The sequence below is a fragment of the Okeania sp. SIO2C9 genome (genome assembly GCF_010672455.1).
GTDB lineage: Bacteria > Cyanobacteriota > Cyanobacteriia > Cyanobacteriales > Microcoleaceae > Okeania.
This window is the reverse complement of the sequence record NZ_JAAHGO010000015.1, coordinates 108,135-121,870: the sequence shown is the minus strand read 5'-3', so window position 1 is coordinate 121,870 and position 13,736 is coordinate 108,135. Positions and strand designations below refer to the sequence as shown.

Here is a 13,736-nt window from a genome sequence, read left to right as displayed (position 1 = left end):
CTCATTTACCTTCAATCTGCTATAAATTACTAAACTCAATTATAACTATTCTCGGTTCTTAGAAACCTACAATTATCTATATAAATCTATGATTATCTCTAGATAGTCTGTTCTATTCCTGTTTCTATCTGGCAACGTCGGCGTTATCCAGTCCACAGGCTGTCACGGTCGTTTGCTTTGCAACGCTGACGCGAAACGCGCTAGCGTTGCGGAGCAATCGCAACTGAAACCGCAATGCTCACAATTGAATACACGCTCCGATAAAGACAGAGACTGTTTCACCTCACGACACCTACTGCAAGTCTTAGAGCTAGGAAACCATCTATCAACAACGATTAACTCAGAACTGTATAACTCACACTTGTACTCTAACTGTCTACGAAACTCATAAAAACCCATGGACCCAACAGCCTTTGTAGGGGCGATTCGCGAATCGCCCCTACTTGTGATTTGACATCATGCCTGATACATTTAAGTCTTCTATTACTATTTGACTGTGGTTTTTAGCCAAATAGGTGGTTAGTTTATGTAATGTATCTTTCCTGATGTTAGCTATTTTACTGTGTAGTCTCGCTATTTTTAGCTGTGCTTTTTTCCAGTTATTGGAAAACTTAGTCTTATGCCTGCGAGCGGTATTGCAGTCGTGATAGTTTAGACTCTAACTTTTTGTAAGATTTAGCACCAACAAAAACTTCACCAGTAGATAACGTAGCTAGGGATTTTATACCTAAATCAACACCAACTATATCTACTGATTTCTCAGTAATTTCATATTCTCTTTCTACTTTGAAACTGACAAACCATCTATCAGCTTTCCTGGCTTAAGTTACAGATTTAGGAGTGACATTATCTGGCAAGATTTCATAAGTTTTAATCCATCCAATTCTCGGTAGTTTTATGCGATCAAAACCTACTGATATTGAACCATCTAGAGTGTTTGCGTAGCATTCCGCAGGAAAACTATCATCCCTACCTTTTTTCTTGAATTTAGGTTGACCAGACATTTTGGTAAAGCAGCGTTTCCAGGCTGATGATAAATATCTCAAAGCATATTGAGGTGCTGTTTTTGACACTTCATAATACCAATAATTATTAGGTTTAACCATTGCTACTAAAAGTTTATGCAGGTCAATTGCAGTAGGAAATTTAAGTTTACCTGAAGGATTATTGGAATAGGGAATTAAGGATGTTCCTAGTCAACCATAGTCCCCAATTATAAGCAGTCAGGGGCTACACCAGCGTGTTTAGCCAGCAATGTTTTTTGCTGATTATTTGGGCATAACTCAGTTTTGAATCCTAATAGCATAAAATGAAATATAGATAATCAGAGATTATTATAGATAATACCAGATTATAGACAACAGTTACTAGCCCCCCTGATTAATTTTATTAATAAACCACATGGGCATTAACCCGATCCATTTTTCTTGAATAACTCCATCTTGCAAAACAACCGCTGTCGGTACTACCTCTATCTTCAATTTTTTATAAAACCTTTTATCTACTGCAACAACGGGAAAATTCAAAAAATAACTATCTACAAAATCTTGACCTTCTTGAATATTTTCAGTATCAATTAATCCAACTATTGCTGGTAAATCATCTTGCCATTGCACTAACTTCAACACACCTAACCAATGTTTACATTGAGAACATTCAGGACTCATAAATACCACAATTACAGACCCAGACATTAGAGATTCTGAATCTTCTCCCAGCCATTCTAGTTGCCATTTTCTGTTTTCTTGTAATGGAGTAAAATCAAGATACGGACGACCATTTTCTTGCATATATTCTAGGGAGCCAGCAGCTAAAGCATAGCTAATTATAAAAGTCATTAATACTATCAGCCATTGCCACAAAACAGTAGGTTGATATTGACCAAAAAATTCAGCAAATATTAACAGAAAAATATAAATAGCATTGAGAATTAAACTTTGGGTAGGAGTAATTTCTAACCAACCGTTATAACAACCACAATCTTCAGTTTTACCAGTTGATGTACTCCAGTAAGTAAGCACTGATAAACTAAGTAATAATAAAATACTTACAGGCATAATTACGGTTGGTAAAACTCTTAAGATTAAAGCAAATCCTAAAGCTGATTCAATAGCAGTAAATGCCAGGGAAGTCGGTATAATTAATTGAGGATTTATCAAATCTAGTTTGGCAATATGTTGGATAAATTTCCAAGGTTCTATAATTTTGGCAATACCAGTCAATAAGAAAATACTGCCAACTATGATTGAGGTTGTAGAAGCTAAGGTAAATAACATCATATTCTAGATTTTTTCTGCTACCAAGGTTGATGGTTTACTAAAATTAAAGTAGGGGAAGGTATTGGCCATTAACTAGAGCGGAGTGGACTGCCCAAAAATCAGGTTTCATGTTTATGAGCCCATAAAAATTAGTCTCTCAAGTCCAGCTATTGGAAATTTTTAGTATCTCAATGATGCCGGGATGCCACAAGTTGAGTTGGCCTATTGTTATTTGGGCTAAGGTTTCTGTTGAGTCCATAGTCTTCTACATAGGGCTTGCTGAATAAAGCTAAAAGTCAGGAACGCTAAGACTTAGAAGCTTTTTATATTCAGTTTATCTCTACTTATTGGCTCTTATTTACATCAATTTACTGAAATTTTCTTGAATTTCAGCAGAAAATTTCTTCAGATAAAATGGCCGAAACCCTTGCCTGTTCACCCCCTTCTCCCCGTCCCTGCGTCCCCGTGTCCTACCCCCACCAACCAATTTTTTCAGCAGACCCTACATACTAAATATATATTGGTGTGGGTTGACGATAAAATACCGACCGCTGAGGTAGCGATCGGCATTCCTGACTGGTTTATTCTTGTTCCAACTGAGTGAGCATCACCTCAACTTCTGAGATTTGAGCATCAGCTATAGATATCTCTTTTTCACATTTTCCCAGTAAATCTTGATACCACTCTATACAGTCTTTGGCCTCTTGTAATCGATCTTCCCAGACTCGCTTATCATTCTGAGATTTGTCAAGAAGACCTCTAAGGATTTTCCCAGTGAATTCAAAGAAGGTTTGCCTGATTGACTCAATACTAGGTTCTCTCGAATCAGTCTCTCCACTACCTCCGATTGACTTATCTGTTCGTTCTTCGCTAGCTTCTTGACCGCTTGTATGCTCGTTGGAGTTAGACTGAATCCTGCCGTAGCCTTCACTTCCCCGTGAGCTGCGTGATTTGCTTTGTGTCCCATCCTTTTCTTTACTCATATCTACATTCTTATAGGATTTTACTGTTTAAATTATCAAATATCCTCAAAGGATATTGACAAAAGCAAATTATTCTTATAGGATATTTACTATAAATATTCAAGAGGGCAGTGCCTAACGGAACAGGATTGTTTGAAGCGTCAAATTATTAGGTTTACTGGCTAAACCTGTGATTAATTCCAAAAACCACCATGGATTAAGCTGATTTGCCCGCTTAATTCAAAGTTGGCTGACATAAGCATGACCAAAAGTTCTCCATTTGAGCAGAGCTTATAAACGGCCTCAAAAAGGACTTGTGAGTTATACCGTAAAAAGCGATCGTATCTGATTTTGAACGGCGATTGTTGATTGAACTTTTAGCGATCGCCTTGAATTACTTGTTTACCCAAAGGACAAAAGCTTCAACCCTAGCATCATGACTGACCATAATTTTGTATACCCACCCGACCAAGACGAATTGCCCTTACCGCCATGGGCGAATGATTGCCTCAAGACCTTTTGGCAGTTGTTTGGGAACGAAGTATGGAGGGAAGGCAAAGAGGCTGTTGAAGTATTGAATTTTGATGCTAAATTAGCACGTCATGCTTATATTCAAGAGGGCATGATTCTGAGAGCATTCCAAATTTATAAACTTTATCGTGACTTAGGATACAAAAGTTTTCAAGATTACTGTTTGAAAGAGGTGGGAAAAAAGGCTTGGCAGTGCAAACAGCTAATGAAAGCAGCTATGACAGGTTGGCACTTACTCTGTGAAGGATTTGAGAAGTTGCCTAACTGCGTAGCCCAAGCTTCAGCATTGCTTACCAACTCTTGTAAGGGAGAATCTGATGGAAATATTATAGCGGATTGGCAAAAATGTATAGACATCGCAGCTACAGAGAAAAAACCAATGACTGCACACTTTATTGAGTCAGTACTAGACCCAGATGCCCACAAAAAAACTAAACAGGTAAAATTACCATTTGAAGTCTGGGAGGCATTTAAGAAAAAAGCCGATCGAGAAGGAATTTCGGTCCAGGAGTATTTAGAGAAACTATCGAAAGAAGAAGAATCGGAGCCTCAAGAAGAAAAATCAACTCCACAGGCCGAGGCTCCCACTGAATATCAAGGAGAAAGCGAGTATAACACAGATAATGACTCCAGAGCAACATCAGCAGTACAAACTGATAATAGAGAGTTGGGGCATCCGAGTTGCCAAGAGATAACGCGACCTAGTCAGTTCGTCAGACTACCTGATGACCCCATCCCGCATTAAAAATAACGTTCCTGATGAATTTAAACACGAAGCTGGGAGAGCATTGACTTAATCAGAGAATAACGATATAATACGTCAAAGAGCATACTTTTACACAGGCTCTACTCACCCAGATGATGAAATCCATTAGAACAAAACTGAAACTTAATAATAAACAGAAAACGCTATGCGCTCAACACGCTGGCTATTCACGGTGGTGCTACAACTGGGGTTTAAGTCTGTGGAATGCTGCTTACAAAGACGGTTACAAGCCTAATACTCGTAAACTCAGAGAAGTTTTTACTAACCATACTAAACCACTTTATCCTTGGATGAAAAACTTATCATCTAAAGTTTATCAATATGCTTTTATTAACTTGGGTGAAGCATTTAAAAGATTCTTTAAAGGGTTGGGTAAATATCCAAGATTTAAGAAAAAAGGTAGGTCTGATTCATTCACAATAGAAAACCAGTGGAAAACCAATAGAATTAAACGGATGGAATCATAAATTACCTTTTCTTGGTATGGTGAAAACTTATGAACAAGAGTGAAGCAACTACTCAAAAAATAACTATCAGTAGGCAAGGAGGAGATTGGTATATAAGCTTAAGTTCTGAATTTACTCCCACTGCCACTGAAAAAACGACAGAAGTAGTAGGTGTAGACTTAGGAATTAAGACGCTAGCAACACTAAGTACAGGTGAAGTATTCCAGAGTGTTAAGCCTTACAAAAGAGCGCAAAACAAACTAGCTAATTTACAACGAAAACTGAGCAAGAAAGTTAAGCATTCAAACAATTGGTACAAAGCTGTAGTCAAGGTAGCCAAACAACATAGACGAGTAGCTAACATCCGTAAAGACGCACTTGATAAATTGACAACAATAAGCGCCAAAAACCACGGCACTGTTGTGATTTAAGTATGACAATGTGTCTGGTATGTTAGCCAACCATAAACTAGCTAAATCAGTTAGCAGATAGTGGTTTTATGAATTCCGTAGGCAGTTAGAATATAAAACTCAGTGGTATGGCTCTGAACTAGCTATAGTTGACAGATTTTTTCCATCATCAAAGACTTGTTCTAACTGTGGTCATGTTCAAGATATGCCCTTAAATGTAAGGACTTATGACTGCCCTGAATGTGGCTTGTCAATAGACAGAGATTTAAACGCCAGTATTAATTTGAGAGATGCGGTCGGTTCGACCGTGAATGCCTGTGGATGAGTAACCGCCAACGGCCTCAGTGGAAGCAGGAAGTAAACATCAGGTTGTCACTTCATGTGACGCTTTGTATCAGTTTTATAGAGCAGCAGATCGGCGTCGGCAAAAGGAAGCAAAAGCTCAAAAACATTATAACGACTATGGAAACATTCATCCAAGATTATCAAATAGGAAGACTAAAATTTGACTTCGTCTACCCTATTCCCTACTATTATTCCCTACAATACTATGAATCAAGACCTAAACCGACAAAAGACACAAGAAGCACTAATAGAATTAGCATCAGTGCTGCAACCAGAATTTAGTCAAATACCCCAAACAGGTACACCTCTATTAATTGCTTTCGGTATAGTCGCCAAAGCATTAGGCATAACTGTTAATTATACACCAAAAATAGAAACCGAAGCAATAGAAGAAGGATGGGAAGACCCCATAGAAGCGATCGCTAGTGCTTCCCACATTCGTACTCGTCGCGTCACTCTCACAAACAAATGGTGGCAACAAGACTGTGGACCTCTGTTAGCATATAACGAAGCCAAAAATCGACCAGTTGCCCTACTAAAAACAGCAAACTATGAAATTTTTGACCCCATAGAATTGACCCGCATTCCACTCAACCAAGATACAGCTCAAGAATTAGCATCAATAGCTTACACCTTTTACCGCCCTTTTCCCCATAGAGAGATTTTAGCATTCGACATCTTCAAATTAGCTTTTAAAGGTCGATTTAAAGATTTGCTAACAGTTGCCACCACTGGAGTCATAGCTACCTTATTAGGAATGTTGACACCAGTAGCTACAGCCATCATCATTGATAACGCTATTCCCGATGCCAACGAAAAATTATTAATAGAAATAGGTTTAGGTTTATTAGCTGCCAGTTTTGGAGTAACAATATTTCAATTGACTCGCGGTTTTATTACTCTCAGATTAAAAACCATATCTAGCTCCACCATTCAAGCAGCAATATGGGACCGACTCCTTAAACTTACACCAGCCTTTTTTCGCGAATATTCCACAGGAGACTTAGAAAACCGCGTTTCTGCCATCAGTCAAATTCGCGATCGACTCACTAGCACTATCCTCACAACAATATTCACCAGCTTTTTCTCCCTACTGAATTTAATATTACTATTCATCTATAGTTTTCCCCTTGCTCTCATCGCTTTTGCCATCGCTGGTCTCACCAGTATTGTTACTTTTTGGTCGGGAGCGATCGCCCGTAGCAAGTTACGCTCCTCTCAAGAAATATCAGGAGAAATATTCGGTTTGACAGTGCAACTCATTGGTGGAGTCTCAAAACTGCGAGTTGCTGGTGCCGAAGAACGTGCTTTTGCTTATTGGGCAAAAAAATACAGCCAACAAGCAAGACTAATGCTGGGTAACCAACTTATTGAAGACTTAGTTACTGCCTTCAACACAGCTCTACCAACTGTAAGCTCTATTTTACTGTTTACATTAACTGTTTATTTAATTCAAACACAGGAAACAGGTTTATCCATAGGAAAATTTCTAGCTTTTAACACTGCATTCGGTACATTTATTAGTGGAGCGACAAACTTAAGCAAAACCATCGTCAATATTATAGAAATCACAATATTATGGGAACGCGCTCAACCTATTTTAGCAGCAACACCGGAAGTAGACATCAACAAATCTGACCCAGGGCAACTTTCCGGTAGGATAAAACTAGATCGTCTTAGTTTTAGATATCGCTCAGACAGTCCACTTGTTGTTGATGATATTACCATTGAAGCAGAAGCAGAAGAATTCATTGCTCTTGTCGGACCTTCTGGCAGTGGAAAATCAACTATTGTACGGTTACTATTAGGATTTGAAACACCAGAAGCAGGAACTATTTATTATGATGGACGCGACTTATCAACCTTGGATGTATCAAGAGTGCGACGACAGTTAGGGGTGGTGTTGCAGAATGTACGACTCAATAGTGCTTCTATTTTTGAGAATATTGCTTGTGGGGCGTTAATAACGTTGGATGACGCTTGGGAAGCAGCTGAAATGGCAGGTTTTGCAGATGATATCGAAGAAATGCCAATGGAAATGAATACTATTGTGTCTGAGGGAGGAGGAAACTTATCTGGTGGTCAACGCCAACGGTTATTAATTGCGCGAGCGTTGGTTTTGAAGCCCAGAATTTTGATTTTTGATGAGGCGACAAGTGCTTTAGATAATCGCACTCAAGCTATAGTAACTGAGAGTTTAGAGCAGTTGGGGGTAACTCGGATAGTTATTGCTCATAGGTTGAGTACGATTCGTAATGCTAATCGAATTTATGTTTTGCAAGCTGGAAAAATAGTACAGCATGGTAGTTTTGCAGAATTGGCTAGTCAAGATGGGTTGTTTGCTAATTTGATGGCGCGACAGATGTAATTAGGGTTTGTAGGAGACAGGAGACAGGAGACAGGAGACAGGAGAAATGGCTTGGGAGCGAGGAGGCAGGATTCAATAATTGATAATTGATAATTGATAATTGATAATTACCTTTTCCTAAAAGGAAGAGGATTGAATAAAAGGAAAAAATTTATTTTTTTCCCCTTGAAAGGGGAGGCTTCAAGGCGCGAATTATTTAATTATTTAATTAGGGCTTGCTGATTAAATCTAAAAGCATTGAGATATAAAGATTTTAGCATTTTTTAGTTAAAAAAAATCCCAGCTTTTAGGTTGCTTAGGTTCAAAAAATTAGCATTTTAGGCGCATAGTTGCGCAGAAAAATCACTCTTACTATTATTCCTCCTACCTCCTCTATAATTCCCATCTCTCCTGACTCCTGACTCCTGACTCCTGACTCCTACCCTCACCCATAAGACTTTTGAGCGCAAACCCTAATTATTAATTCTTCGGTAAGAATTGTCTCTTAATTTTTCTGCTCAACTCTTGCCTAAAATATTAATTTTTTGAGCGTTTTAGACGTGATACCAGGAACTTTTTTTGACCACAAAAAGGCACTTGTATTTATATGTCAATGCTTTTAGATTAGATCGCCTAATTAAGGAAACATAATAATTACTATATTCAAGTCATTGCGACTGTAACGGAGTGGAAGGAAGCAATCTTCTAAACTTCTGAGATTGCTTCCTCTCGTCGCAATGACGATTATTCAACTGGATTCTATATAATTCAGCTTTATTGCAATAAAAGAAAGAGACAATTTTTACAAAACAATAGAAAAAATTTAAAACGTTTTAACCAGTTTAATCTATAAATATTAGTTTCTATTTTTAAGGATTCTATATCTTGAATTACATTGAGTGAAGAATTTAAATCGTTTAAATAATAACGTTTTTGGATAACTGTGGATGATTCTGGTGGAATGGTAAAAACTATTAATGATTCAACAGTTTTTTCATATTTATTGAGAGATGCGAGAGTATCTGTACGAAATTTAGATAAATAGTTATAAGCAGCAGTTTTATAGGCTTGCCATTTTTTTCTTTCATATTCTTTATCCAATTTTCTTCGATTTGCTCCACCGTTAAAAATATCGCCAAACCACTGACCAAAGTCTCTCTCTTGACGCTTAGGTAAAGAGACATGAGGACAACTAGGAAATGATATTTTAATCCTATTAGGTCTGCTTTTCTGGAACTCATCACAGGATTGATTTACCCAATTTTCAATTGATTGAATATAATTAACAATAGTTGATTGAAATTTGCTATTTTGCCAGTTATTAAATGACCCTGTTTCTAAAGCTTGTGCTGCGTTTGTTTGATAACTTGCTACAAGGGTATCTAAGGATAACCAATTTCGATAAGTTTTTACTCTTCTTTTGAATTCTTTTCTCAGATATTCTTCTCGTTGTTTTCCTTTTTCAATGACAGCATTTCTGATATATTCAGCATCTTTAATTTCCTTAGTTAAATTATTCGCTTTTTTTTGTAAAACCGACTTGACTTGAGATGCTATAGCAGTCACTCTAAGTAATCTAGTTTGATTAGTTTTTTCTTTTTGAACAGAAATTATAGTAAATAAGGTTGATTCAAAAGTTATGATACCACTTGTAATAATTTTCCAAATGTTTCTTTCTTGTTGTGCTTTAATAGCAGGAAGTGCATCAACACGGTAGAGTTTTTTAAACCCTGGAGGTAAATCAGATTCAAAAGTTTTGGTGGTTGAATAAACATCATTATAAACTTCATTTTTATCATCTTTACTTTCTAATTCATTCATCCGATTGAGAACAAAAATAATCGTTTTAATACCTCTATTAAATAACCAATTATGAAGTGTTTCTTTTTCTCCTTGTGTAAAAGGTTGTCTAGCATTAAGTATTTGAATAACTAAATCTACCTGTAATAATTTATCGCGGACTAAAGTATCTTGTTCTTCGCGATCGTTTGTTCCGGGTAAGTCAAAAAGTTCTACCCCATTTTTGAGCAATTTATGAGGATAGAAAACTTCTACAGAAATTACATCTTCTCTACGTTTTCCTTTACGATTCAAAACAGCAAATTCTTTGAGTATTTCTGTGTCGTTACTTTTGATTACTTGACCAGATCTTAAGGTAATAATAACCGATCACCCATATATGTGTGCCCAAGAAAAGATTTGATAGCGCAACTGTTCCTGCGGCTAACGATCATTTATCTTCGCCGAGTTCAGGATATCCCGATCGCCCAGAGTATGGCATACCTACTACGGAGAATATTTATGAAAATCAGTCACCGTACTCCTTTGCAAATGAGTGGAATGATTATCAAACAAGAAAACTTGATAACTATAACTCTCCTTATTATGGAGAAGACAACAGTTACTACCTCCCTACTAGCAATCAGCAAGAAACCGAAACACAAGATTTGAATTATGCGCTGGATAACCATTCAGACAACTTTTCCCCTGACTCTATCAATAGTACACAGGTAAACTATGCACACAGTTGGGAATATTCCAATCAATATAGTTTAGGTTCCTTCCAAAATCCCTATATAAACCAACCGCAACTTCAAAATAATTCTAGTTCAGAAGACAGCGATACAGACGATGACAATAGCGGAAATAGTAATCTATCTCAAAATGGAACTCAAAATAGTACTCAGACTTCTATAGCAACAATAGGGTGTAGTGTTGGACTTTCAACTTTTGTGTCATGGGGAATCTCTGCGATTAATGGAGAATCAAACGTTACACACAATCATGTATTAGGTACTACATTTAATATAGAGGGAAGCACTATCATACACGGCGATCAAATAGAACAACAAGGCAGTTTTGGTATAGGTATTAGTTTAGGAGAAATTGAGCATCAAAACACTAACATAGGTGTAGGTTATAACAACGGAAAAATCAACACGGATACACTAACTGAAAATATTTACGAAGCTCCAGAAAAAACTTTAGCTGAAACGACACCAGAAATGCCGGAATTCTTTCAACAATTAGAAAAATTCAACTCTATAGAAACCAAGATACCTAACTTGACATTTCCTAAAGAAATTGAGATGTTTAAAAACAATTTCGTACACAAAGAACAAATTATAAGAGTTTGGAAACCACATATGTAGAGAATGATATCCAGAATCCTCCAACGACAATGGGTATAGTTTTCAATGTTGACATTGAACTCTCCAGGATAGTATTTTGTCCGCTAAATTCCCCACAATGTTGAGAGGTTATGTGAAACTTCCCTACAGGTTAGAAACATAGAAATTGATTATGGTTGTTCAACTGAACACAATATAACTGAAAAATCAAATAGTACACATCTAAAGACAAGCACTATGGAAAACAATAATTCAAAAAATACCACTATATACGGCGGCAAAATAGAACAACAAGGCGGTTTTGTTACAGGTGTTGATAAAAGAGAAGGTGAGAATCAAAACACTAATAACACTAATGTAGCTGTAAGTTTGAACAACGGAATAATCAACGCTGATACACTAATTAGAAATATTAACGAAGCTCAACCAAAGAATTTAACTGAAACAGCAGCAGAAATTCAACAACTTCTCCAACAATTAGAACAATCAAACCCTACAGAAACTACAGCAGAACAAATGGCAGTTGTTGCTCAAGCTGTTGAAATTGTAGAAAATAATCCCAGATTAAAACAGCGAGTAATAGGAGCATTAAAATCATCAGGAATACAAGCATTCAAAGAAGCTCTCGATAATCCAATTGCTAATATTTTAGTAGCAGCTTTTCAAGGTTGGATTAAACCATAACTGTAGTGACTAGCAATATGCGATCGCTATTTTTAAGAACTTTCTACTGTACCTCTCATCATAAATCTGGCGATCGCAAGGAACTAAACCCAGATTGTAGGGGCGAATGGTATTCGCCCTCTTTAACAATTGCAGAACTTACGCACTAACAATAGGTATAGGGTTTTGTGCGTTACGCTACCGCTAACACACCCTACTGGACCGACACTATCAATAGCTGTTCAACCGGACATGATATTAACCATAAACTCTACCTCTCCATTTTGTGGGAGTTTTCATAGCAGATAAAAATATCCGCAGAACTGCCAAAGGATCTGCTAAAGGAGATAACCAAAATAACCAACCAGCTTTAGCTTTACTCAAGTCATAAGAAGGAGCGATCGCTAATAACAAAGCAAATCTAATTAATAGTAAAAATAAATTTAATCCAAATAACAAAAACCTGGAAGACAAAGAAACATCAACAGGCAAACTAAACAATAAATAACTCAAAACTATCAACAAAGGCAAACCCTGGGTAGCTGACAATAACCAAAGGTCACTCCAAATTTGAGCAGTAGGGGAAGCATCCTTCAGGTCAAGCGATCGCCCCCACTCCTGCCAAGTTTCTGCCATACCCTCATACATCCTGACCTGCAAAACCTCCGCCCCATCCAAAAACCCCACCTTAAAACCTTGGGCAGCAATATTTCTAGCCAGAGTTACATCATCACAAAAAGAACCCTTAGCACTGCTATAACCCCCCACCTCTGACAACACCGAGCGCCGACACAGAAAACACTGACCATTGGCCATAACTCGTTCTGGTGTTTGTGCCCCCGTGCCCGTAGGTCCAAATCTATAGACCAATGTGATGAGCAAAGCAGGTTGTAGCCACAGTTCTCCTGGATATTTCAGAATAAACTGTGGCGACAACGAAATCAGGTCATAGTTTTCAGCCTCTGCCTTTTTGACCAAACTAGCCACCAACCCTGGGTTTGGTTGAATATCTGCATCTACCCCGAGGAACCATTCACTCTCTGGAGAACTTTTCAAAAAGCCTGTATGCAAAGCCCACGGACGACCTACCCATCCAGAGGGCAAAGGGTCATCCGTAATTAAGCGAAACCTTGGGTCTGTTTCTGCCTTAGTTTTGACTATATATTGGGTATCATCTACCGAGTTACTATCAACGACAATAAATTCCCGCACTTCGTAACTTTGCCGACTCAACCCAAGCAAACAGGGAGTAATGCGAGTGGCCTCATTAAGAGTTGGTATGACAACAGTTACTTTACCTACTAATTCTGGTGTGGGCGAATCAGGTTTTAATGGCGGTTGGCGAGTAGGACCTTTAATGAGACGCGATAGTAAGATAGCTGTTGCTGGTAGTTGCAACAGTAGAATGACAAAAAAAAAGGCTTCAGGCATAATTTGGAATTCTATTGGGCAGTATTTCAGACTTTATATTATCTCTCAAACAAAGCCAAGAATTTATTTTTTCAAATACCTTTGCCCCTGGTGTTCTGCTTCATAAAACTGATACAAAGCGTCACATAACGTGACAAATTGATGTGTACGGACGTTGCATGCAACGTCCCTACCTGCTTCTTGTGAGGCCGTCGGCGGTTACTCATCCACAGACATTGACGGGTCTTGCCCAACCGCATATCTAAACTCTATAACTACATTTAAATCTTTGTCAATCAACATCAGAAAAAAGTCCTCAAACCCTGATTGCGTCGTTTTAGCGTAGGGAGCGGGATTTCTTCTGAGGTCTATGTCTATATAGATAGACTGCCAGAAATGTTTCAGCCGCGATTAGTGCAGAATATACAAATTTCACCCTCGTTACTACTTGCCTGTGATAACTAGCG

General features: G+C 37.8%; 11 protein-coding genes and 2 pseudogenes. 5 read left to right on the top strand and 8 right to left on the bottom strand.

The features are described from left to right. Window positions 1–162: 162 nt before the first annotated feature. From F6K23_RS14860 to F6K23_RS14835, 6 genes and pseudogenes are all read right to left on the bottom strand, one after another. Window positions 163–399 (bottom strand): transposase, encoded by a 237-nt coding sequence (locus F6K23_RS14860; RefSeq protein WP_293156642.1) that lies wholly within the window; start codon window positions 397–399, stop codon window positions 163–165. A gap of 40 nt (window positions 400–439) precedes the next feature. Beyond that, a pseudogene (locus tag F6K23_RS14855) lies at window positions 440–589 on the bottom strand (transposase); the annotation flags it as partial. A gap of 232 nt (window positions 590–821) precedes the next feature. Further along, window positions 822–1,106, bottom strand: coding sequence for a hypothetical protein (locus tag F6K23_RS14850; RefSeq protein ID WP_293156639.1), 285 nt, complete (start codon window positions 1,104–1,106; stop codon window positions 822–824). Window positions 1,107–1,213: 107 nt separating this feature from the next. Then, window positions 1,214–1,306, bottom strand: coding sequence for a helix-turn-helix domain-containing protein (locus F6K23_RS14845; protein WP_293156636.1), 93 nt, complete (start codon window positions 1,304–1,306; stop codon window positions 1,214–1,216). A 61-nt stretch (window positions 1,307–1,367) separates the two neighbouring features. After that, window positions 1,368–2,279, bottom strand: a complete 912-nt coding sequence (locus F6K23_RS14840; RefSeq protein ID WP_293156633.1) for a MauE/DoxX family redox-associated membrane protein — start codon at window positions 2,277–2,279, stop codon at window positions 1,368–1,370. A gap of 560 nt (window positions 2,280–2,839) precedes the next feature. Further along, a complete protein-coding gene (locus F6K23_RS14835) occupies window positions 2,840–3,241 on the bottom strand; it encodes a hypothetical protein (protein ID WP_293156630.1) in 402 nt (133 codons plus the stop codon). A gap of 415 nt (window positions 3,242–3,656) precedes the next feature. Here F6K23_RS14835 and F6K23_RS14830 point away from each other — a divergent pair, with 415 nt between their 5' ends. The 3 genes and pseudogenes from F6K23_RS14830 to F6K23_RS14820 all read left to right on the top strand — a co-directional run bounded on the left by F6K23_RS14830 (window position 3,657) and on the right by F6K23_RS14820 (window position 8,086). Further along, complete coding sequence (locus tag F6K23_RS14830) at window positions 3,657–4,496, top strand: hypothetical protein (RefSeq protein WP_293156627.1); 840 nt, start codon at window positions 3,657–3,659, stop codon at window positions 4,494–4,496. A gap of 113 nt (window positions 4,497–4,609) precedes the next feature. Continuing rightward, a pseudogene (locus F6K23_RS14825) lies at window positions 4,610–5,698 on the top strand (RNA-guided endonuclease InsQ/TnpB family protein). Between the two features lie 180 nt (window positions 5,699–5,878). Further along, window positions 5,879–8,086 carry an NHLP bacteriocin export ABC transporter permease/ATPase subunit gene (locus tag F6K23_RS14820; RefSeq protein ID WP_293156625.1) on the top strand — a complete coding sequence of 736 codons (2,208 nt, stop codon included), beginning with the start codon at window positions 5,879–5,881 and terminating at the stop codon, window positions 8,084–8,086. 753 nt (window positions 8,087–8,839) lie between these two features. Here F6K23_RS14820 and F6K23_RS14815 read toward each other — a convergent pair. Further along, the gene (locus F6K23_RS14815; protein ID WP_293156769.1) at window positions 8,840–10,180 is read right to left on the bottom strand and encodes a dynamin family protein; all 1,341 of its coding nucleotides are present in this window, start codon (window positions 10,178–10,180) and stop codon (window positions 8,840–8,842) included. A gap of 68 nt (window positions 10,181–10,248) precedes the next feature. On the opposite strand from F6K23_RS14815, the gene F6K23_RS14810 reads away from it, so the two are divergent. Both F6K23_RS14810 and F6K23_RS14805 read left to right on the top strand, forming a co-directional pair. Next, on the top strand, window positions 10,249–11,217 hold the full coding sequence (locus F6K23_RS14810) for a hypothetical protein (protein WP_293156623.1): 969 nt from the start codon (window positions 10,249–10,251) through the stop codon (window positions 11,215–11,217). A gap of 216 nt (window positions 11,218–11,433) precedes the next feature. After that, on the top strand, window positions 11,434–11,880 hold the full coding sequence (locus tag F6K23_RS14805) for a hypothetical protein (protein WP_293156620.1): 447 nt from the start codon (window positions 11,434–11,436) through the stop codon (window positions 11,878–11,880). Between the two features lie 237 nt (window positions 11,881–12,117). On the opposite strand, the gene cruG is transcribed toward F6K23_RS14805, so the two are convergent. Next, a complete protein-coding gene (gene cruG, locus F6K23_RS14800; RefSeq protein ID WP_293156617.1) occupies window positions 12,118–13,290 on the bottom strand; it encodes a 2'-O-glycosyltransferase CruG in 1,173 nt (390 codons plus the stop codon). Window positions 13,291–13,736 lie beyond the last annotated feature (446 nt).

Coding starts and splice junctions, on each gene's coding strand:
- F6K23_RS14805 (WP_293156620.1), top strand. CDS start 11,434: ATGGAAAACAATAATTCAAAAAATACCACTATATACGGCGGCAAAATA.
- cruG (WP_293156617.1), bottom strand. CDS start 13,290: ATGCCTGAAGCCTTTTTTTTTGTCATTCTACTGTTGCAACTACCAGCA.
- F6K23_RS14860 (WP_293156642.1), bottom strand. CDS start 399: ATGGGTTTTTATGAGTTTCGTAGACAGTTAGAGTACAAGTGTGAGTTA.
- F6K23_RS14835 (WP_293156630.1), bottom strand. CDS start 3,241: ATGAGTAAAGAAAAGGATGGGACACAAAGCAAATCACGCAGCTCACGG.
- F6K23_RS14830 (WP_293156627.1), top strand. CDS start 3,657: ATGACTGACCATAATTTTGTATACCCACCCGACCAAGACGAATTGCCC.
- F6K23_RS14845 (WP_293156636.1), bottom strand. CDS start 1,306: ATGCTATTAGGATTCAAAACTGAGTTATGCCCAAATAATCAGCAAAAA.
- F6K23_RS14850 (WP_293156639.1), bottom strand. CDS start 1,106: ATGGTTAAACCTAATAATTATTGGTATTATGAAGTGTCAAAAACAGCA.
- F6K23_RS14840 (WP_293156633.1), bottom strand. CDS start 2,279: ATGATGTTATTTACCTTAGCTTCTACAACCTCAATCATAGTTGGCAGT.